The following is a 19,701-nucleotide window of genomic DNA, read 5'->3' on the forward strand; positions in this document are numbered from 1 at the left end:
CTCTAAACCAGCAGTTCACGGATGGCGGCATCCAGATAATCGCTAAAATTAGCGTCATTACCGGGGGCCGCCACGCAATGCCCCCAGAGCGAGTTGTAAACCCGCAGTTCAGCCCCGGCAATATGTTTTGCTTCAATACGATTATCTTCGGGGGTAAAATACATGTCGTGGTCACAAGCGATAATGATGGTTTTTGCTTTTATTGCAGATAGTGCGGCTTGCAGGTTTTTTTCATACACTGGATTATTGCTGATATCGATCAATTGCCAGGTGTTTAACTTGCACAACAAATCATTGGCATCCCGATTCAGGTGATCGGCCTCCCAATCCTGTAACAGCTGTTCGGCGTTTTTAAAACCGAGTTGGCGAAATAACTGCTCACGATAAAATGTTTGAGAAAAGGCCCATCCCGCATAGACCCGAGCGAAAGCCTTTAACCCCGCTACAGGTGGCTCAATGTAGTCACCCCCATTCCAGTTTTGGTCGGCTTGGAGTGCCGCCTTGACCCCTTCCAGAAAAACAATATTGTGCACTGAAGCCTTTGCCGAGGCACAAAACGGTAAAATGCTTTTCACCCGGTCCGGGTATTGCGCGCCCCATTGGAAGGACTGGCAACCCGCCATTGACCATCCTGTAACCAATGCAATTTCTTCGATGCCGAATAAATCTGTCAGCAGTTGATGCTGTGCAGAAATATTGTCGTATAACGTTATGACTGGAAACCTTGATCGATCATATGGCGCAGGCGTATTACTCGGTGATGATGAAATCCCGTTGCCAAACAAGTTGATCGAAACAATGAAATGCCTGCCCGGGTCGATGGCTCGACCGACCCCAAAGAATCCTTCGTTTCGTACATGGCTGCCGGTATAGAACGTCGGCAAAACCACAACATTGTCCTTTTCCCGATTCAACCTGCCATAGGTTTTGTAGGCTAACCTTGCATTGGGCAGTGTGTCGCCGCATTGCAACGATAACCTATCAATGCGGTATGATTTATAGTCGGCCACGGCCAGCCATGCCAATGCAATGCGATTAGTGCAACATACTCAATCAGGCCACCGAGCTAATACAGACGCAAGTATTCCCGCACTTCCCAATCCGTTACGGTTTGGTGATAGCGCTCCCACTCGTCGATTTTATAGGCCACAAAAGACCTCATCAGGGCTCGGCCCATGACTTGTTCAGCGAGATCACTTTTAGCCAGCTGTTCCACCGCTTCCAGCAGATTTCGCGGTAGCGGCGTTATATTTCGTTTGGTTTTTTCCTCGGCCTCCATCACATACAAATCCTCATCCAATGACCGGCCTGGATCAATTTTATTGACCAGACCATCCATACACGCCGCCAGGGTAAGCCCGAGGGACAGATACACATTCATGCACATATCCGCGGCCCGGTTTTCAATCGCATACCGGCTTTGCGGCAAGCGAAGCATGGCGGAACGGTTATTCCTGCCATAGGCCATGTGGGTTGGCGCCCAGGTGTAGGTGCCGCCTTCCAAGCCGCCTACTTTGGGGACCAGACCGTTATATGAATTCACCGTGCAACAGGCAACCGCAGTAATCGCCGAACCGTGTTTTAGCAATCCGCCGACAGCATGAAAAGTAGCATCGCTCCATTGACCCTGTTCGCCCTGATATATATTTACGCCGGGGTTGTCGATTTTTTGCATAGATGTATTCAAATGCGCCCCGGAGCGCCAATCACCGGTGGTCGGCTTTGGCATAAAAGTAACAAATAGGCCATGTTTCTTGGCGACTTCCTTTAATAACACCCTTAAGAAAACAAACCGATCGGCCATAGCCAGCGTATCAGTGTAGTGAAAATCCAGTTCAAATTGAGAATAGGCGCCTTCCGTAACCACATCATGGATATTCCATCCCAATTCTTCGATGATATCAATCAACTCGCCTAAAAACCCCATGGCATCGACGGAAAATTCAACGTCGTATCCAAAGGCTTGTCGGCGTGGCCGCAGTCCCTCGCCCGGCGCCGGGTCGTTATCGAAGGCTTTAACCGGTTGTCCCTGATCGTTCCATTTCATAGTGATGAATTCTGGCTCTATGCCGGCAAACATGGCATAGCCTTTATCCGCAGCCTCAGCGATTGCCCGCTTTAACGCTTGCCTTGGACAAAGATTGTAAGGCTTTCCTTCCCACCACAGATCGGCAAACACCCACGCGCAGGTTCTATCCCATGGACAAATGACGATAGTGTCGATGTCGGGCACTGGAATTTGGTCTGAATCCGCCGGGCCGAGTTCCGGCACAAATGATACCGAATGCACCGCGAACTGGGGGCCCTTGCCGGCGCATAGCAATTCAAAATCACTAATGGGCAGCGGCTTGGTTTTTGGTATGCCGAACATGTCGATCCAGCACGACAAAATGTACTTGACGCCGGCCGCTTCAAGTTTTTTCTTTGCTTCGGCGACTCGCGCTGAATCGGGTAAGGCGTCTGCAAAATTTTCAAAGTAATGTGAGCTCATGATTAACCTCTGGTGCTTTTCCTGGATTGGTTTCTTAAATTTTTTATGGCGTTAAATCACTAATTGATGACAGATTCTATCTATTGTTTTTGTTGCCGACCATATAAATGACCGGTCAATAACCCAGTTTTCGACTCACTTCATGAATCAAAGGCGAACCATTACTGAGCGCATGGTAGTTGTCGGCGACAACCTCCAGACCTTGCAGATGCCAGCCGGAAATATGCGGCGTTATGGTGACCGCGGGGTGCGCCCATAGCGGACTATCCTCGGACAACGGTTCCTGCTGAAACACATCCAACACGGCATGGGCTAAACAATTATTATCCAAAGCATCAATCAAATCCTGCTCGACAATCAAGGTGCCGCGCCCGATGTTGATTATCGTGGCGCCCGGCTTCATCGCGAGGAAGCGATCGCGGTCGAACAGATTATGGGTATCGGCGGTGGAAGGCAATATGCAAATCACATAATCACATTGCGCGAGGACGCCGTTTATCGCAGCCAGTCCCCATCGACAATCTACGCCGGGAATGGACTTCGCGGTCCGACTCCAGCCGATCACGCGAAACGCCAGGGACTGAAACAGCCTTGCCGTTGTTCCGCCAATATGCCCCAATCCCAGCACGCCAACGGAAATATCGGATGGCTGCTGAGGCTCTTTGGGCAGCCACTTGCTGCGTAACTGGTGTTGCTGGTGGAACGCGAGATGATGCACTTTCGGCAACACCTGGGCCAAACAAAAGCGCGCCATTTCCAGGGCTGCGATTTCCGGCTTGAGCCGAGTCACCCTGATATGCTCGGGCAGGTCGGGATCGCAAATAATGGTTTCCACCCCGGCGCCGAGTTTTTGAATGAGCGCAAGATTCGGCAATCGTTTCACCAGCCCCGGCCGCAACTTGTCGCAAGCCAGCATCGTGATATCCTCGGGTGCTCCGATGTCTGGATAAAATCGAATTTGGCTCGCCGCAATACCGCCGTTCAACGACGCGATGAATTGTTGCTTGCTCATCCAGTTTTGATCGTTGATATCAACCAGGACAGTCATTATTGGTGGTCTCGTTTGTGGTCGCGTTTAAAAAATGGCGTTTAAAAAATAGTGCCGTCGATAGCAAGGTTTAGCGGAGGCGTGGCCTGGGGGCGCAAGCGCGCGGCAAGCTCTCTCCCCGCAGCCCAGGTTCCCCCCTGGAGTACTGAACACAGCGGCAGTTGCTTTGCTGAAAGTTGCAGTGTTGCGCGCAAATCAACCGCGAGTCGATCAAGCATGTACACCGTCAACGCTCGCCACTCCACCACTGCCTCGGAATTCAGGGCTAACCTGGAATGCAATAAACTTTGATCCAATGGCTGCAATGAACCGGTATCTATAAACAATCCACCGTTACGATATTCCGGCAACCCGGTCAATCCATCCAGATTAACCACCTCGATACCAGCCCATTGTAGTGGCTCGATCAAGGAATAGGTCAGCCACTGCGACAGTTTGTGAAACGGAACTATACCATCGGTTTGATCGCCGATAGTCAGCTGCGAATGGTAACCGCAGTCGCCCAGGTTCAGCCGCTCGTGGCCCTGTTGAATATGATAACCGTTCGGCCAGATTGCGCCAAAGCGTTTTAAGACTATAGCCAGTACCTGAGTGACATCAACAGAAACCTTCCCACGAAAAGACCTTTTGGAAACCGCCAAACATTCATCAATCAAATTACCGGGCCGACCGTATCGTTGCTGATCCGTTCTGTCATTTTCCAGCACGGATGCCAATCCTTGCAGCAGGGAAAATCGTCCGTCAATGCCGGCGAGAGGGTTTTTGCACGAATGTTGAAAGGCGCTGGCAAATTTTTTTTGGGTCATCAATTTCAAACTATCGGCATCCATAACCCATCCTGTCACATGTTCAAATCTTGCGATATGGTTAAAGAACAATTCGACGCTGGCCGCTGCCAGCCCTTCCGATCTGGATAGTAGTTTTCCGGTTACCGGGTCCTCAAACACCCAATCTCCTCCTGCCCCTGCATCCAGCAACACGCTTAAGAATACCAGATCAACCGCCGAACGGGCCAGATCAATTTTTTCGCCCTTGAAATTTTGTGTATTTTGTGTGTAATGCTGCCACAGATCGGTTTCCCCAATTTCAAAATGACGCCACCGACTATGGCAGGGGATATTCAGGTCAGGATAATTTTTTAAGCAGGTGTTTCCGACCAGCTTCACGCATCGCCGAAAGTTGGTTTCATTGATAGAAAACCAATTGGCTTGGCCCACAATGGCGAGTTCACCGATCCGTCGACAGCGCTCTCGAACTGCGCCTGCGGAAAGCAGCGATTCAAATGCTCCAAAATCCTGCGCAGACAATACTTGCTTACTCAGTATTCTTCCAAGCCTCTGCCGTGAGTTTCTTTAAGATCATCCGCTGAAGGCACCTCACCATCAGTGAAATAACCCGCGGCTTTCTTTGCATCCATTTCGACTTTTGCATCCGAGGGAATACTGTCTTCGGGAATGGCTATTCTATGAACGATTTCGATACCTTGACCAACAATGGCATCATATTTCATATTGCTCATGGAGATGAAGCGATCGATACGGGTTACCCCCAGCCAATTCAAAACATCCGGCATCAATTCCTGAAAGCGCATATCCTGGACTCCGGCGACACACTCGGTGCGCTCAAAATAATGTTCCGCGGTATCCCCGCCTGCCTGGCGCTTGCGTGCGTTGTAAACCAAAAACTTGGTCACTTCGCCGAGCGCCCTGCCTTCTTTTCGATTGTAAACAATCAATCCTGCACCACCCTGCTGGGCTGTTTCGATGGCATCTTCGATGCCATGCACCAGGTAGGGTCGGCAGGTGCAGATATCCGACCCAAACACATCGGAGCCGTTACATTCGTCATGGACTCGGCAGGAAAGTTCGCGCGCGGGGTCGATAATGCCTTCAAAATCTCCAAAAATATATGCGGTGATTCCACCAATAGGCGGGAGAAAAATATGAATATCCGGCCGCGTCACAAGTTCTGAAAACATGCCTCCGGTTTGCTCAAACAATGAACGCCGTAGAAAATGTTCATCGGTATTAAATCGCGCAGCGATGCCCGGTAGATACCAAACCGGTTCGATCGCGATCTTGGTAACATTGACTTCGCCCGTTTCCATCAACACTCGACCGTCTGGCAACAGATGTTTACCCTCTGTTCCACTAAAAAACTCAGGCACCGACAATCTGGCCCGGGTTACTGCGATAGTGGGCCTGACATCGGTACCCTGTTTAATGTGATCACTAAATACCTGACCGACCACATGGCCCCAGGGGTCTATGGAGACAATCTTTGTTGGATCATCCCATTGCGGATAAGGACCGATTTGAATCGCCGGCGCTGTGTTTGTAAGATCCGGTTTGTGCAATGGGTCAAGGGTTCCGGCAGCTACCGCCAGCGCACGGTACACGGCATAGGAGCCCGAATAAGAACCTATCGCATTCCGATCCCCCGAACCCGCAGGCGTTGCCACCACGGGCCCGCGTTTTTTCGGATCCGATGAACCCCATTCAACCGCGACCGGCTTTTGGTCGCCCGTTGGGTGCGAGGTCAAGGTGATGTGTTTTGAAGAATTCGTCCTCATAGAACATTATACATCGCTATCAGTTGGTCGAAAATGCTGGGGGACCGGTGGGTGAATTGGGGGACGCAAATTTAGCCGACTGCTTTGCTGGCACAATGTAAACGCTTTCCTCGGGCCAGGAAACCCACAATGGTTGGCCGGTTTCGAGATTCACATTGTCCAGGTCTTTGTCCAGGTCTTTGTTCAGGTCTTTTTGCTGTTTTTGAATTTTTAGCTCGACGCCATTTTCGGTTTCAACCAACAGCGTAACAATCGCACCAATAAACTCTTCGCTGACCAGTTTACAGCGGTATTTATTAGACGATGAATCAACCTCATTGGGAAAATCCGGACTGTGGAGATTAAGGCGATCCGCGCTGATCACAATATCAACAGGGTTACCTGTCGCCAAGTCATCATGCCCTGATTGATCTGCAATCACAAGCCCGATTCCGGTATCAACATACAATTTCCGGTTTTCAATCTTACTGATTATGCCGCTCAAAATATTATTCGATCCAACGAATTCGGCAACAAATCGGGTCGCCGGTTCACGAAAAACTTGTTTCGGCGTGCCAATTTGCTCAATTACGCCCTGGCTCATTATGACCACACGATCGGCCATGGCGAAGGCTTCGGATTGACTATGAGTAACGTAAACAAATGTTATACCCAATTCTTTCTGTAATCTCGACAACACCCCTTGCATCCGTACCACAAGATTTGCATCCAATGCACTAAGGGGTTCATCGAGCAGCAACACAGGCGGTTCGGTAACCAATGCCCGTGCCAGAGCGACGCGTTGCCGCTGTCCACCGGATAATTGCGCCACCGGTCGATTTGCAAATTCTGAAATCTCCATCCGTTCCAACCATTTCATGGCACGCTGTTTTCTATCCCGAGACTGAATACGCCGCATTTTCAAACCGAATTCGACGTTTTCGATAACATTCAAAAAAGGGAATAATGCCAATGACTGCCAAACCAGCGGTGTATTGCGATCCGATGGTTTTATTTCGTTAATACGTTTTCCCGCAAGTCGAATTTCACCTTCGCTTGGCGTTTCTAAACCGGCAAGCATGCGCAAAGTAGTGGTCTTGCCGCATCCGCTTGAACCCATAATCGTCAGGAATTCACCTTGCTCGATTGAAAAATTCATTTTATCTACTGCAACGGTATCACCGAAGCGCTTGATAACATTTTCGAACACAATCTGAGGTTCAGACATGAGGTTCAGACATGAGGTTCAGACATGAGTAGGCTGTTTGGGGGAGCGTAAAATAAAAAACAACTGCGCCATTATGACCAGGGTGATTGAGGTCACAAATACGAATGTGCCGATTGCATTAATCTGGGGATCGATATTTCCCTGCAATATCTCGAGGATAATAACCGGGATGGTTTTATTTAATCCAGACACAAACCAGGCTACGGCAAATTCATCAAAAGAGATAGCCATGGTAAGGCACAACGCGGAAATTATCGCCGGCTTGGCAAATGGCAGCACAATATTTCTCATCGCCGCCCACTCGCTGGCACCCAGATTCCAGGCCGCGGATTCCAGATCGGGATCCATTTGCTGTAGCCGCAAGCGGATGACTGCCATCGCGAACGGCGCGCACAATACAGTGTGGGCAATAACAATAGTCCAAATTTTTCCGGAAATTCCTATTCTGGAAAACCATGCCAGCATTGCCAAAGCCAAAATGATCAGCGGTATTGTTGGCGGTAACAACGCTAAAACGAGATAACTGTTTTTGCCGCGAAATTGATAACGAAAATCCGTGTAGGCGGTGCAAAAACCAATCAAGGTTGCGAGAATGCTGGTGCTGATGGCAACCATAATACTGGTTTTTGCGGCCTCCCAAACATCCGCATCGGTATAAATGGTCTGGTACCATTTCCAGGTAAAGGATCCGAGTGGAACTGTGGGAAAACGATCAGAATTGAAAGAGAAAATGATGCTGGTTACGATGGGGGTGAATATGAACAAAAAAACCAGGACCAGATAGCCGAGTAGCAATAAACGTATGACGCGGTCCGCATTTGTTCTGAGGTGCGTTCTGAGGTGCATTCCGGGGTTCATAATTCAGCTTAGGTTTTCTTGCTGTAAGCCAGCTTTATTGCGGTAAACGCCACAATCATCAGTGTTGTCATCATCATCACGGCTACCACGGCTGCTCTTGGCCATTGCTGGCCCGATTTGGTAGTATCGATAATCAATATCGATAAAGTGGGTGGCGTAGATCCACCCAAATAATACGGCGCGACAAAATCTCCGAAAGACAGAATAAAACAAAAAACCGCGCCGATGATCAAGCCCACTTTTGCAGATGGGATGATTACCTTGAATATTACTTTAAATCGCCCGGCCCCCAGGTTTTGAGCGGCTTCGATAAGATTTTTATCTACATTCGCCATGGATAAAGTCTGCAAAATAATCACCAATGGCAACGTCAGCGTCATATAACCCACCATAGTCCCAAATCGGGTGTTAAGCATGGTATAGGGACCCAGGCCGATGTAGCCCAGAATATTGTTGATGACGCCGGATTCGGCAAGAATCACATACCACGAGAACGTTCTTACCAAATAACTGGTAAAAAATGGAATAATCAGAAGAAAAATTATCCAACGGCGGGTGCCGTCAGAAACTTTAAAGGCAAGTCCAAATGCCGCCGGAAAAGCCACGCAGGTGGCGATAATCGTAGACCCTGTCGCCAATACCAATGTCAAAAAATACGAATCCCAAAAATATCCTTTGCCGAACATTTTAATCCAGCTTGCCATCTCAAAAGCTTCGACCATGCGGTAGTTTTTGACCAGGAAAAAACTCATCGCAATCATGAACAGCAATGGCCCAACGAAAAACAATAACTGCCACACGATTACCGGCAACCGCCAGGTTATGGCGTACCAATCAAATTTTCTCTTTGTGGCAGAACTTTCGGGCATGACTGGCTTAGGTCATTTCAAATCGATCCGCGGTCCATAAATATGAACGATGGATAGGCAACATAACGAAAAATGGATGGTGCAAACCATCCATCTTGCAAAATAATGTCATCCCGATGACATCCAGTGCGAAAAGATTTCCTGATAGAGGCTGCGAACTACAACTCAGGCTCGATGGCTCAGGCTTGATGGCTCAGGCTCGATGGCTCAGGTTCGATAGCTCAGGCTCGATGAGCGGGCTCGGCCACCCTCACCCGTAATGACAATAACATCTCAGGAATATCTCAGGCGTTTTTATACTCCGACCAGAAGTCATTCCAGTCTTCCAAAGTTTGCTGATGAGGGATATCCCGATAATGAATACGACCTTCTTTGATCAGGGTTACCGGGTTGTTTGCTGCTCCCTCGATCTGTCCGGTTCGCTCAGCCTCGGTCATATTTGCGACACGCAATGCTTCAACCCCGGAATGGGTTACGCAGAATCCTGGATACGCAGCCATCTGTGCAGACCGTACCTGACCAGCTGGAGTTAGCATGTATTGAATGAACTTGTTCACGAGCTCCGCATGTTGTGAACCCTTGCCAATACAGTATGACTCGGTCCACTGGATTCCGCCTTCTTTGGGCACTACCGATGCGACCGGCGCGCCGTCTTTTTCCAGAACGCCGGTAATCCAGTCGCCAATGCCGCACATTGCCAACATTTCGCCATTTTTCAACGAGCTGAATGTGCCGCCGTAGTCAAAGAATCCGCCGACCTGCGGCCTCAGGCTCATGGTCGTCCCTTGCACCGCCGCCCAGGCGTCATCACCAATATCAAACGGACTAGGATCATTGTTGCCGTTATACAAACTCATCATACCCAAACTTGGCAGATGCCAATCGAAGTGGCCTACCTTTCCGCTCAGTTGCGGCTTCCAGAAACATTGATAGCTTTGCGCTTCTTCGGCAGTTACCGCATCCTTATTATAGGAAACCCCCAGATGACCGTAACGCACCATGGTGGAATATAATTTCCCGTCTTTCCAGTGCCCTGGAAATTGAGTGAAATCCTGGTACACGAAATCATCGAAAGGATAATCGTCCGGATTCAACTGTTCGATATAATCCGCGGCATTTAACTGTTGCACGAATTCAGCGTCAGACAAAATAATGTCATATGTTCCCGGTGGTGATTGGGCTATCAACCCAAGCATATTGTCGCCGCCCGCATAGTACTTGGCATTGAATTTAACGTTGTTCTGAGCTTCAAATTCCTCCACTATGTCCGGTTCACCATGTCCATACCAAGCCAACATGTTGATCTCTGTCGCCTGAGCCCGCGCCTTATTGGCGGTAAAAATCATCGGCATCGCCAAGGTTCCGGTTGCGATGGCGGAAGTCTTGATAAAATTTCTTCTGGATAATCGGTTTTTTTTGATCATGCCTGGTCTCCGTAGATGTTTATGAAAAGTAGCGTGGAATATCGCTTGTTTCAAATTATGTTGTTACTCGGCTCCAATATCAGGGAAACTATGTTTCGGTTTATAAGTCTTGAAACTATCTAGTGCTTGTGCATTGCATTGTATCTGAATTTCAGAACCAGGCACAACACAAGACGCCATTTTATATCGTTTATACATCTGTCTGGTCGCATCATTGTCCTCGATACAAATCGCGGCAATACCAGCGACGATTCCGCCTTGACGCTCTACTAACTGAATTCCGGCGGTCATGGTGCCACCGGTCTCAATCCATTGATCAACCAACAGCACCCGAGTCGCTTTTGCGAACGCAGGCTTGCGCATCTCCATCTGCTGGGTTTGCCCTGAATAGTTGCTCATAGGTACCACGTCATAATCCACTGGAATCTTGCCGCCCTTGCGTATGGTAAGAAATCCCTTGCCCAGCCGGGTTGCCATACCCGCTCCCAATACAAATCCCGCAGCGTCATATCCGGCAACCACATCAACATCCTGTTCATTGAACGGTTCCAATAAATCATCCAGCATGGCATTAAAGGAATGGGCATTGACATAAGCGGAGGACGGGTCGAGCCAGGCATATTTTTCTCCCCGCGACCTCGGCGCCATCAAACTCAGGTACCAGCGATGGTCTCGATCATTGTGTATATCAATATCAGGCATGGTTGCATCTCCAATTTTCTTGGTCAGTTTGCCGAATCAGTTTTCCGAATCAGCCTTCTCAATCAACCTGCGTAAACGAGATCGATTAATGTTATAAAAATCACCCGCAACATTGATTCCAGTCGCCACCAGAATGGCATCCAGGTAATTCACGTATCTACCCACATTCTCCACGGTTATCCCCGATGCCAATGCCAAAGCACTCTCGCCAACGCCTTCTCTAAAGGCCCTTGCTTTCTCAATGCCAGCCTCTTGGCCAGTCGCCACCCCGGAGGTCGTGACTACATCCATCCATCCGGCCGCGATCGCCGCCGCTGTTTGAAAATATTGTTGGTCAACAATCCGCTGCTTTTTAAATGCCGCGCCGCCAAAATACAGACCGCTCCAGCCACACTCTTTCTTAATCGCTAATATTTCTGCGGCTTCGGGCTGATTATCGGCACTGCTTTGCTCATCTACCCTGGCATCGTCAGCCCAGTAACCGTCCACGACACAGCCCTCTTTCTGCAAATCAGCAAGTATCGGAAACGCTTTATTGCCGGTGACTGCAAGGAAATTAACCCCCAGCCACACCAACGGATACGCAGATCTAATGGAGTGAATAATGGGCAAAAACCGGTCCACCTCAAAGTCATGGTTGATCAAAAACACCCCGGCAGCCCGTTGGTCTATCGCGATGCCGACATTGCGGCTGGTTTGCTCATGATCCAGCACATGAATGACTGGCAATACCGCCGGGCCATGCGAGCGGAAACCATGCGCCCTAAAATGCTTTTTAAGCTGAAATATTTTCAATTGATGGTGACGCCATCACGCCGAGCCCGGGAAATGTAACGTTATAATCAGGCATTGAGTTTCCGCTTTTTTGGTATTGTTACCAGATGGTTTTAATACCTTGTGAAAAACCTCCTCATAACTTGGAAATATCTGAAAATACAGTGCGCGCAATCTTGGCATTGGCATATTTTACATCATTATTCAAGGTTCAAGATACTTTAAGGTATAGTGAAATGGCCATAACTAATTGTTCTATAAATGAAAACAAGCATGTCATTCGTTGCCGAATTTCGGAGAATAAATTCAGGGCGATTCCACGGCTGTTTTGCCTTGATATCGAGGCTTGCAAAGTCGCACAAATCACCGGCATCTCTGGCCCGGCGACCAGCCGATTGTATATTCAAATCAGACAACACATCGCCGGGCAATGCGAGCGTATGTGTTCACTAATTCATTGCCCGTTTTGTTCCTTTCCAGCGGTGTTTTAGCACCGCCCTCTCGGCCGTCATTCTCGCCGGCAGGCGCAAATCCAGAGTGGCGTAGCCGCCGGGACGCGCTCATACATTAGCGGCAAGCAACAAGCACCATCGCCTTGCCGTCATTCTCGCATTGAACGGCGCGGCTACGCCGCAAATGAGTTCGGCTACGCCGAACGGTTTAATAACTGGATTGCCCGGCCAATAATAATAATATGGGCCGGGCAATGACAAATGATAGGCAATGGTGAATTGAGAGGGCAAAGGCGAGTTGAGATGCCAAAGCACACGAGAGAAAATGTCCGGCTACGCCAGAGCGCGTTTTAGTGTCACGCTTTGCGTGACACTTATTTACCATTGTCTTCTCAAAAGGACTCATTGCCTTCCGATTCACCATTCCCCCCAGCCCGTCATTCTCGCCGCAGGCGGGAATCCAGTTAAAATATGTCGTCCGGCGTAGCCGGACTCCTTTGAAAGAGTGTGAGTTTCGCTTCAATATGCGCCACGAAAATGGGTGTCAATATCTGCTAAAATCTATCCGAAATCATCCTTTATAGTATCTTGAACCTTATTCAAAGGTGGCGTCCCCTTGTCACGGCAACGGAATCGCCTTCTGTCGGTCGGGGACGCGGTATCCCCGCTGCACCGCTGGCCGCGCCGCGATCGCCAGATACCATCGTTTTACATTCGGGTATTCGTTCAGGTCGATTCCCTGCCATTCGAATCTTGCGATCCAGGGCCACGAAGCGATGTCGGCGATCGAATATTGGTCCGCCAGGTATTCGTGATTTTCAAGTTGCTGGTCGATGACATCGTATAAACGTTGCGCTTCAACAGCGTAGCGGTTTTCGGCGTAGTCGCTGACCCCTTTGTTAAACCTGAGAAAATGATGCGCCTGCCCGAGCATCGGGCCGAGGCCGCCCATTTGAAACATCAGCCATTGCATTGTGCGCCATCTGGCGGCATCGTCGCTCGGCATGAAGCGGCCGCTTTTGTCGGCCAGATACAGCAGAATCGCGCCGGATTCCATCATCGTCATGTCGTTGTCGTGATCGACGATCGCCGGAATTTTATTGTTCGGACTGATCTTCAGAAAATCATCATCAAACTGCTCGTCGTTGGTGATGTCGATAGGATGCACTGTATATGGCATTCCGATTTCCTCCAGCATGATGGAAACCTTTTGCCCATTGGGCGTGCTCCAAGTGTATAAATCAATCAAGGGTAATCTCCAGGGTAATTTTCGAACGGTTGGTCAAGCACTGCTTCGCAATAAGAGCGCCTTTGCCCCTAAACTGCTGCGTTACCGGCGATGTCTTCGAACCAAATGTCAGGATGTTGTTCGATAAACTTGGACATCAGGGCTTTACACTTCTCGTCATCGGCTAAAACCACTTGCACGCCATGCTCCCGAAGAAACGCCAGGTTTCCAGGGAAGTTCTGGTCTTCACCGATGACAACACGATTGATACCAAAATGTACAATCGCCCCGGCGCACATCATGCACGGGCTTAACGTGGTGTACAGATCGATCCCGCTATAATCAGCAATGATTCCAGCATTTCGCAAGCAATCGGTTTCGCCGTGAATGATTGGGTCTCCCTCCTGCACACGTTTGTTTCTGCCGCGGGCAATGACCGCGCCATCCTGCACCATCACCGCGCCGACCGCAACGCCGCCCTCGCGATACCCGGCCAAAGCTTCGGCGTAAGCCTGGCGTAAAAATTTTTGCTCCGCTTTATTCATGCGTCCAACGCTATACACTGATCCATTGGCGAAAAAGTGACCGGGATGTTTTTTGATTGCAACAAGGCGATGGCGGGGTTGGACGCCACCGGCAAGCCAATCACCAAGCTGCCAATGGCAAACTGCAGCATCGTCCCCGCAATCAACATATCGGGATATCGGGTGCTGTATAAAACCAGTTCCGCCTGATCGCTTCGTCGACCGGCACGGCGAATACAGTCCATTTCCGCCGCCGCAATGGGGTCATTAAGTTGCTGCCTGCGATCATGACTACTTGCAATAACCTCTCCGTTCTTCACTAATACCGCACCTGCGGGGATTCCGCCCTCGGTTTCGCTTCGGCGCGCATGGGCTGCCGCAATTTCAAGAAAGCCGCCTTGCTGCAATTTTGAACACTTTAATTTTGCCAATTTCAATGCCTGCCTCAATAACAAAAATTTGTGACATAATTCTATAATAGAGTGTACATTAAATTTATCCATCAACAAATCCGGACTCCAAATTAGGACTCAATAATGAATGTAACCATCGTTGACCACCCGCTGATTCAACATAAACTCACTTTGATGCGGCGCAAGGAAACCCCGACCAGTTTGTTTCGACGGTTGGTGAACGAAATAGCGATGTTGCTTGGATATGAAGTAATGCGAGATCTTGAGCTCACCAAGCGGGAAATCGAAACACCACTGGAAGCAATGAAATCGCCGGTGTTGGCTGGAAAGAAACTTTGTTTCGTTTCAATTTTACGTGCCGGCAATGGTTTGCTCGATGGCATGCTCACTCTGATGCCTTCCGCCCGGGTGGGTCATGTCGGATTGTATCGAGATCCGACCACCCTGGTTGCGGTCGAATACTATTATAAAGTGCCGCAGGACATCGGTGAGCGCCTCGTCATTGTTGTGGATCCCATGCTGGCCACGGCCAATTCAGCCATTGCCGCGGTCGATCGATTAAAACAGGGCGGTGCAAACAAATTGAAATTTGTTTGTTTATTGGCGGCGCCCGAAGGCGTCGAAGCGTTTACCCAGGCGCACCCGGATGTACCCATTTTTACCGCCGCCATTGACCGCGAATTGAATGACCACGGTTATATTCTGCCGGGACTGGGCGACGCTGGCGACCGAATTTACGGCACGCGCTGACGCACACGACCGTGTGTGCGCCAGCAACCATCGCGCACTCAGGTATCGCGCGGCGCCTGATTTTTGGGAATGACCTCATAACCCGCTTGTTCCGGTTCATCGTCCAGCATCCGCGCAGGAAAACCGGGCGCGCGTATATCCAGTCCGCTCGCCTGCTCCAGCCGGCGAATAATGTTCGGCGAATATTCCCGGCCACCGTAACGTTGTTGGCCGTCCCGAAAAATATCCACCAGGAGCGGGGCCAGTTCCAACGGCACCTTGCCGCGCTTCGCCGCCGCACTGAACAACCCAATATCCTTGCACACCAAATCCATGGTGAAACTGATGTCGCGGCTGCCGTTCAAAATAACCTGACCTTCGGTTTCATGGACAAATGAATTGCCGGATGAAATTTGGATGGCTTCGTAGGCGATGTTCAAATCCATGCCTGCGGCTTTGGAGACGACCAGCGCTTCGCACAGTGCGAGCAGGTTCGCGGTGGCCAGATAATTAGTCGCCACTTTGAGGATTGAGGCCGAGCCAAGGGCGCCGGTGTGCAGGATGCGTCGGCCCATTGTGGTCAATATCGGCAGCATGCGCTCAAACACGGTTCTTTCGCCGCCGGCGAATATGGCGATGTTGCCGCTGGCGGCGCGGTGGCATCCGCCGGAAACCGGACAATCCATCGGCACCGCGCCAACGGCTTCGACCAATGCGCCAAGCCGGCGCACTTCTGCTTCGTCTGTGGTGCTCATCTCGGCCCAGATTTTGCCATCGCTTAATCCTTTCAATGCGCCATCGTCGGCTTCCATGACCACCGCGCTGGCCGCCGGGCTGGGCAGGCAGGTAATCAGGATATCAACATTTTCGGCCATTTGTTTTGGGCTGCTGCCCCATTTGGCGCCGCCATCCAAAAACGGCTGCGCCGCCGGTTTTTCAAGATCGCGCACCGTGAGGTCAAACTCATTTCGCAACAGGCTGCCAGCCAACTTGCCGCCGACATTACCCAAACCGATGAAGCCCACTTTAGTCATAACCTGCTCCGCAAATGAAATTCAAACTGCGTGGATTATTTCCTAAATGTTGGATTGAATCAAATATAATGTTGTTACCAATCAATGTATTATTTGGCGGTGCATGCTTTGGCTTGGTCTATCGATAAAACAGCACATTGAAACAGCATATTGACAACATGAAGAACAGAACAATGAAAAGAATATGCGTTTACTGCGGATCAAAACCCGGCAGCCGGCCAGAATACTTGCAAGCGGCAAAAAATCTGGGGCATGCTTTACTGGCGCGCAATATCGGATTGGTGTACGGCGGGGCGAGCGTTGGGCTGATGGGGAAAATCGCGGTCACCATGATAGAAAATGGCGGGGAAACCATCGGCGTTATTCCGCAATCGCTGTTTGATGACGAAATCGTCCACCCCGGATTAACCGAATTGATCACCGTCGAGAATATGCACCAGCGCAAAGAAACCATGGCTTCGCTGGCGGATGGCTTCATTGCGCTGCCTGGCGGTTTTGGAACCCTGGAAGAAATTTTTGAAGCCATCACTTGGTCGCAATTGAAGATTCAAATCAAACCCATCGGCTTGCTCAATGTCTGCGGATACTATGACCCGTTGTCCGCTTTCATTGACCATGCCGTGGCGCAACAATTCATCAAGCCAAAGCATCAATCGTTATACACCATCCATGATGACCCCGATTATCTGTTGGATGAAATGCGCGCAACCCTGCGATGCGACGAGCAAACCAGTCGTGCATAAAATTGTAGCGCGGATTGTTGAATGCAGTTTTTATTTTATGCCAAGTTTTGCTTCATGGTTTTGACATATTCGATGATGCGCTCGCAAGCAATGATCAATTTATTTTCGGGGACGCATAAACTAACCCGGATCAGCCCCCGGCCCGACTCGCCGAATCCATCGCAGGGCAATACCGCAACATCGTATTGATCGAGCATATTGCGAGCAAAGTCGCGGCTGCTGACTCCTGATGCGCGCACATCCAAGACCACATACATCCCCCCAGCCGAGGCGAAGATTTTCAGTCCATCCATTTCCTGTAATTTATCGACCACAATTTTTCGCCGGGAATCCATGTTTTTTCTCACCGCCTCGGCCGTGACCGCGCCAGTCTGAAACGCCGTGACCGCGGCATCCATAATAAATTCCGGCAAGCCATACGCCATGCACATGGACAAGTTATACAGGTTTTCCATTAACGGTTTTGGCCCCACTATCCACCCCAACCGCCAGCCGGTCATGCGGTGGGATTTAGACAGGCTTGAGACGGTGACGCAGACTCGGTCGGCGCCGGGCAAACTGGCAGGGCTGGCGCGCTCCTGCGGCAGCAGAATTTCCTGATAAACCTCGTCATTGATTAACCAGATTTCTTTCTCGACGCAAGCATCCACAATCGGTTTGAATTGTTCCAAGGTATAAACCGCGCCAGTCGGATTATTCGGAGAATTCAAAACGATCGCTTTGGTGCGCTCGGTAATCGCCGCCAAAACATCATCAGGGTTAACTTGAAAATTATTTTCCGCAGTGGCTACAACGCTGACCAAGGTCGCGCCCGATGCGGTAAATGTTGCCAAGTAAGTGGTGTAATACGGTTCAATCAGAATCACTTCATCACCATGCTCAAGCACACACTGCGCCGCGGCGAACAACGCATTTTGCGCGCCCGCGAACACGGCGCAATTCGATTCGTCCACCCCTTGCCCGGTTAACTCATTGTGCCGCTTGGCAATCGCCTGGCGCAACGACAACGCACCCTCGACCTGCGCGTAGTGATGCCGTCCATTTCGCAGACTAGCGATTGCGGAACTAACAATTTCATCATCGGTATATTCATCGGTCTCCTGTCCGACGCTCAGAATAATGACATCCTCCCCCGCTTCCCTTCTCGCCAGTCCTGCATAGTGTACTGCCCATGAATCAACACTTTCCCCGGAGATTCGGCGTGTTAACGTTGAAAATTTCATTTCATTTTTTCATCTCTTGACAAAAGGCGCGACGCTGCTGACGGGAATGTTACACCAAAAGACGCCACCTCCGACAAAGCCCAAATCAAATCAATAATCGCTTTCATTTCCGCGCGCGCCACCCCGCCATGCAACGCCAGGTTAATCACTTTTGCTTCAAGCTCTTCTCTGCTTAGCATATTTCCCGGATCGCCTTTTGGCGTATTCACAAATGCTTGCAAAATCTCGCCGCAATGCAATTTCACCTCCACTCTGGCGCCCCATTTTTCGGGATATTGCTGATCGATATCTGCGTCAACGATCATATTTACGCGCTGCCTAAGATCAACATTGATCGGATCAGAAAGCGCTTGCTCGCTGAAATCAAAAATGCCAGCCGACCGATGCCGCGCGATCAATGCCAGCACGAAGCCCATGGAAAATTTTGATTGATGGATGGTGTTTGGAACATCGACTGCACCCAAGACATCTTTGGCGGCCTGATAAACATAAGCCCGGACATGTTCAATATCCCTGAAATCCAAATCATGCTCATGGCAAATCTGCAGCAGCGCGTCCGCGGCCGGATGAGTATGGCGGCACGAGGCGTGAAACTTGAGCGAGGTTTCCAGCAACGCCCAGCGCGCGCCGAGGCGGTCGGTCAGTTTGGCGCTATCGCCCTCGCCCAACATGCCTTGCGCCATACCCTGTTGCCCTTCGAGTATTTGCTTGGCGGCGGTCAAGCCGTAGTGCGCGCTATACGCCGCGAGCAAGCCATCCGCCGCCGCTTTGGCGACATGCAGTTGTTTGGAATCGGCGCCATCGCGTAAAAATTCCCACAACCCGCCGGCCTGGGTTCCGGCCGAACCCAGGGCGTGCAACGTTTGCTCTGGGCTGAGATTAAGCATTCTTGCCACTGCCATTGCCGCAGCCAGGGTGCCAGCCGTGGCCGTGGTGTGAAAAACCCGATAATGCGATCGTCCCAAAAATTCGCCCACTCGTATTCCACATTCGTAACCGGCCACCGCGGCGGTCAAAAAATCTTTCCCGGAAACGGCCGGCAATGACTGCGCCATCGCAAAAATCGGCGGAAACACCACCGCGCCCGGATGCAAAATAGAAGCGTTATGCAAATCATCCTGCTCCACCACATGCGATGCGGCGGCATTCACCAGCGCCGCGAACAGCGGGCTGCTTGCGTGCGCGCTGCCAAACAACTGACATGTCCCGGATTCGGGACCCATGTCCCGGGCAAACTTTTTAAACACTTCAGCGCTGCGGGACCTGCATCCAGCCAGCGCCGAGCCGTACCAGTCGAGGAACAACCATTGCGCTCGACGGATTACATGTTCAGGAATTTGCTCAAACGCCAATCCAGATGCAAACGCCGCCAATTGTTTGGATGGGGTATTTGGCATACTGCGCCTCTAA

At 50.4% G+C, this 19,701-nt stretch carries 22 protein-coding genes; 3 read left to right on the forward strand and 19 right to left on the reverse strand.

Going from position 1 to position 19,701, the window contains the following annotated elements; all coding sequences use genetic code 11:
* Positions 1–2: 2 nt before the first annotated feature.
* The 11 genes from ACP158_RS12095 to ACP158_RS12145 all read right to left on the reverse strand — a co-directional run bounded on the left by ACP158_RS12095 (position 3) and on the right by ACP158_RS12145 (position 11,900).
* The gene (locus ACP158_RS12095) at positions 3–1,016 is read right to left on the reverse strand and encodes an alpha/beta fold hydrolase (RefSeq protein WP_424948463.1); all 1,014 of its coding nucleotides are present in this window, start codon (positions 1,014–1,016) and stop codon (positions 3–5) included.
* Between the two features lie 50 nt (positions 1,017–1,066).
* Positions 1,067–2,491, reverse strand: a complete 1,425-nt coding sequence (locus ACP158_RS12100) for a glutamine synthetase family protein (protein ID WP_424946374.1) — start codon at positions 2,489–2,491, stop codon at positions 1,067–1,069.
* A gap of 115 nt (positions 2,492–2,606) precedes the next feature.
* Positions 2,607–3,539 carry an NAD(P)-dependent oxidoreductase gene (locus ACP158_RS12105; protein ID WP_424946375.1) on the reverse strand — a complete coding sequence of 311 codons (933 nt, stop codon included), beginning with the start codon at positions 3,537–3,539 and terminating at the stop codon, positions 2,607–2,609.
* A 41-nt stretch (positions 3,540–3,580) separates the two neighbouring features.
* Entirely contained in the window at positions 3,581–4,756 is a 1,176-nt protein-coding gene (locus ACP158_RS12110; RefSeq protein ID WP_424946376.1) for a DUF1688 family protein, read from the reverse strand.
* 101 nt (positions 4,757–4,857) lie between these two features.
* A complete protein-coding gene (locus ACP158_RS12115; RefSeq protein WP_424946377.1) occupies positions 4,858–6,111 on the reverse strand; it encodes a GTP cyclohydrolase II in 1,254 nt (417 codons plus the stop codon).
* A gap of 19 nt (positions 6,112–6,130) precedes the next feature.
* Positions 6,131–7,318, reverse strand: coding sequence for an ABC transporter ATP-binding protein (locus ACP158_RS12120; protein WP_424946378.1), 1,188 nt, complete (start codon positions 7,316–7,318; stop codon positions 6,131–6,133).
* 18 nt (positions 7,319–7,336) lie between these two features.
* Positions 7,337–8,164 (reverse strand): ABC transporter permease, encoded by an 828-nt coding sequence (locus ACP158_RS12125; protein WP_424946379.1) that lies wholly within the window; start codon positions 8,162–8,164, stop codon positions 7,337–7,339.
* A gap of 20 nt (positions 8,165–8,184) precedes the next feature.
* Complete coding sequence (locus ACP158_RS12130) at positions 8,185–9,045, reverse strand: ABC transporter permease (RefSeq protein WP_424946380.1); 861 nt, start codon at positions 9,043–9,045, stop codon at positions 8,185–8,187.
* 284 nt (positions 9,046–9,329) lie between these two features.
* Positions 9,330–10,469: a polyamine ABC transporter substrate-binding protein gene (locus tag ACP158_RS12135; RefSeq protein WP_424946381.1), complete on the reverse strand. Its 1,140-nt coding sequence runs from the start codon at positions 10,467–10,469 to the stop codon at positions 9,330–9,332.
* 63 nt (positions 10,470–10,532) lie between these two features.
* Entirely contained in the window at positions 10,533–11,171 is a 639-nt protein-coding gene (locus ACP158_RS12140) for a phosphoribosyltransferase family protein (protein WP_424946382.1), read from the reverse strand.
* Between the two features lie 36 nt (positions 11,172–11,207).
* A complete protein-coding gene (locus ACP158_RS12145; protein ID WP_424946383.1) occupies positions 11,208–11,900 on the reverse strand; it encodes a BtpA/SgcQ family protein in 693 nt (230 codons plus the stop codon).
* 281 nt (positions 11,901–12,181) lie between these two features.
* Here ACP158_RS12145 and ACP158_RS12150 point away from each other — a divergent pair, with 281 nt between their 5' ends.
* Positions 12,182–12,436 carry a hypothetical protein gene (locus tag ACP158_RS12150; protein WP_424946384.1) on the forward strand — a complete coding sequence of 85 codons (255 nt, stop codon included), beginning with the start codon at positions 12,182–12,184 and terminating at the stop codon, positions 12,434–12,436.
* A gap of 69 nt (positions 12,437–12,505) precedes the next feature.
* On the opposite strand, the gene ACP158_RS12155 is transcribed toward ACP158_RS12150, so the two are convergent.
* From ACP158_RS12155 to ACP158_RS12175, 5 genes are all read right to left on the reverse strand, one after another.
* The gene (locus ACP158_RS12155; protein ID WP_424946385.1) at positions 12,506–12,652 is read right to left on the reverse strand and encodes a hypothetical protein; all 147 of its coding nucleotides are present in this window, start codon (positions 12,650–12,652) and stop codon (positions 12,506–12,508) included.
* Positions 12,606–12,782, reverse strand: a complete 177-nt coding sequence (locus ACP158_RS12160; protein WP_424946386.1) for a hypothetical protein — start codon at positions 12,780–12,782, stop codon at positions 12,606–12,608. The genes ACP158_RS12155 and ACP158_RS12160 overlap by 47 nt, the downstream gene beginning before the upstream one ends.
* 234 nt (positions 12,783–13,016) lie before the next feature.
* The gene (locus ACP158_RS12165) at positions 13,017–13,646 is read right to left on the reverse strand and encodes a glutathione S-transferase family protein (RefSeq protein WP_424946387.1); all 630 of its coding nucleotides are present in this window, start codon (positions 13,644–13,646) and stop codon (positions 13,017–13,019) included.
* A gap of 68 nt (positions 13,647–13,714) precedes the next feature.
* A complete protein-coding gene (locus ACP158_RS12170; RefSeq protein ID WP_424946388.1) occupies positions 13,715–14,170 on the reverse strand; it encodes a nucleoside deaminase in 456 nt (151 codons plus the stop codon).
* Positions 14,167–14,586: a deaminase gene (locus ACP158_RS12175; protein WP_424946389.1), complete on the reverse strand. Its 420-nt coding sequence runs from the start codon at positions 14,584–14,586 to the stop codon at positions 14,167–14,169. Before ACP158_RS12175 ends, ACP158_RS12170 begins: the two co-directional genes overlap by 4 nt.
* A gap of 96 nt (positions 14,587–14,682) precedes the next feature.
* Here ACP158_RS12175 and upp point away from each other — a divergent pair, with 96 nt between their 5' ends.
* The gene (gene upp, locus ACP158_RS12180) at positions 14,683–15,312 is read left to right on the forward strand and encodes a uracil phosphoribosyltransferase (protein WP_424948464.1); all 630 of its coding nucleotides are present in this window, start codon (positions 14,683–14,685) and stop codon (positions 15,310–15,312) included.
* 38 nt (positions 15,313–15,350) lie between these two features.
* Here upp and ACP158_RS12185 read toward each other — a convergent pair whose 3' ends face one another.
* Positions 15,351–16,325: an NAD(P)-dependent oxidoreductase gene (locus ACP158_RS12185; protein WP_424946390.1), complete on the reverse strand. Its 975-nt coding sequence runs from the start codon at positions 16,323–16,325 to the stop codon at positions 15,351–15,353.
* Positions 16,326–16,483: 158 nt separating this feature from the next.
* Between ACP158_RS12185 and ACP158_RS12190 the strand changes: the two genes are divergently transcribed.
* Positions 16,484–17,068 carry a TIGR00730 family Rossman fold protein gene (locus tag ACP158_RS12190; protein WP_424946391.1) on the forward strand — a complete coding sequence of 195 codons (585 nt, stop codon included), beginning with the start codon at positions 16,484–16,486 and terminating at the stop codon, positions 17,066–17,068.
* 35 nt (positions 17,069–17,103) lie between these two features.
* On the opposite strand, the gene ACP158_RS12195 is transcribed toward ACP158_RS12190, so the two are convergent.
* Positions 17,104–18,291 (reverse strand): pyridoxal phosphate-dependent aminotransferase, encoded by a 1,188-nt coding sequence (locus ACP158_RS12195; protein ID WP_424946392.1) that lies wholly within the window; start codon positions 18,289–18,291, stop codon positions 17,104–17,106.
* On the reverse strand, positions 18,288–19,688 hold the full coding sequence (locus tag ACP158_RS12200) for an MmgE/PrpD family protein (RefSeq protein WP_424946393.1): 1,401 nt from the start codon (positions 19,686–19,688) through the stop codon (positions 18,288–18,290). Before ACP158_RS12200 ends, ACP158_RS12195 begins: the two co-directional genes overlap by 4 nt.
* Between the last annotated feature and the right edge of the window lie 13 nt (positions 19,689–19,701).

Origin of the sequence: Candidatus Spongiihabitans sp. (assembly GCF_965247905.1) — a bacterium.
Taxonomy (GTDB): domain Bacteria; phylum Pseudomonadota; class Gammaproteobacteria; order Arenicellales; family Poriferihabitantaceae; genus Spongiihabitans.

Bases quoted from the DNA above. Each gene is read 5' to 3' on its own strand.
- ACP158_RS12190 (WP_424946391.1), top strand. From the start codon at position 16,484: ATGAAGAACAGAACAATGAAAAGAATATGCGTTTACTGCGGATCAAAA.
- ACP158_RS12100 (WP_424946374.1), bottom strand. From the start codon at position 2,491: ATGAGCTCACATTACTTTGAAAATTTTGCAGACGCCTTACCCGATTCA.
- ACP158_RS12185 (WP_424946390.1), bottom strand. From the start codon at position 16,325: ATGACTAAAGTGGGCTTCATCGGTTTGGGTAATGTCGGCGGCAAGTTG.
- ACP158_RS12150 (WP_424946384.1), top strand. From the start codon at position 12,182: ATGGCCATAACTAATTGTTCTATAAATGAAAACAAGCATGTCATTCGT.
- ACP158_RS12170 (WP_424946388.1), bottom strand. From the start codon at position 14,170: ATGAATAAAGCGGAGCAAAAATTTTTACGCCAGGCTTACGCCGAAGCT.
- ACP158_RS12140 (WP_424946382.1), bottom strand. From the start codon at position 11,171: ATGCCTGATATTGATATACACAATGATCGAGACCATCGCTGGTACCTG.
- ACP158_RS12115 (WP_424946377.1), bottom strand. From the start codon at position 6,111: ATGAGGACGAATTCTTCAAAACACATCACCTTGACCTCGCACCCAACG.
- ACP158_RS12160 (WP_424946386.1), bottom strand. From the start codon at position 12,782: ATGGTAAATAAGTGTCACGCAAAGCGTGACACTAAAACGCGCTCTGGC.
- ACP158_RS12195 (WP_424946392.1), bottom strand. From the start codon at position 18,291: ATGAAATTTTCAACGTTAACACGCCGAATCTCCGGGGAAAGTGTTGAT.
- ACP158_RS12200 (WP_424946393.1), bottom strand. From the start codon at position 19,688: ATGCCAAATACCCCATCCAAACAATTGGCGGCGTTTGCATCTGGATTG.
- ACP158_RS12105 (WP_424946375.1), bottom strand. From the start codon at position 3,539: ATGACTGTCCTGGTTGATATCAACGATCAAAACTGGATGAGCAAGCAA.
- ACP158_RS12125 (WP_424946379.1), bottom strand. From the start codon at position 8,164: ATGCACCTCAGAACGCACCTCAGAACAAATGCGGACCGCGTCATACGT.
- ACP158_RS12120 (WP_424946378.1), bottom strand. From the start codon at position 7,318: ATGTCTGAACCTCAGATTGTGTTCGAAAATGTTATCAAGCGCTTCGGT.
- ACP158_RS12135 (WP_424946381.1), bottom strand. From the start codon at position 10,469: ATGATCAAAAAAAACCGATTATCCAGAAGAAATTTTATCAAGACTTCC.
- ACP158_RS12130 (WP_424946380.1), bottom strand. From the start codon at position 9,045: ATGCCCGAAAGTTCTGCCACAAAGAGAAAATTTGATTGGTACGCCATA.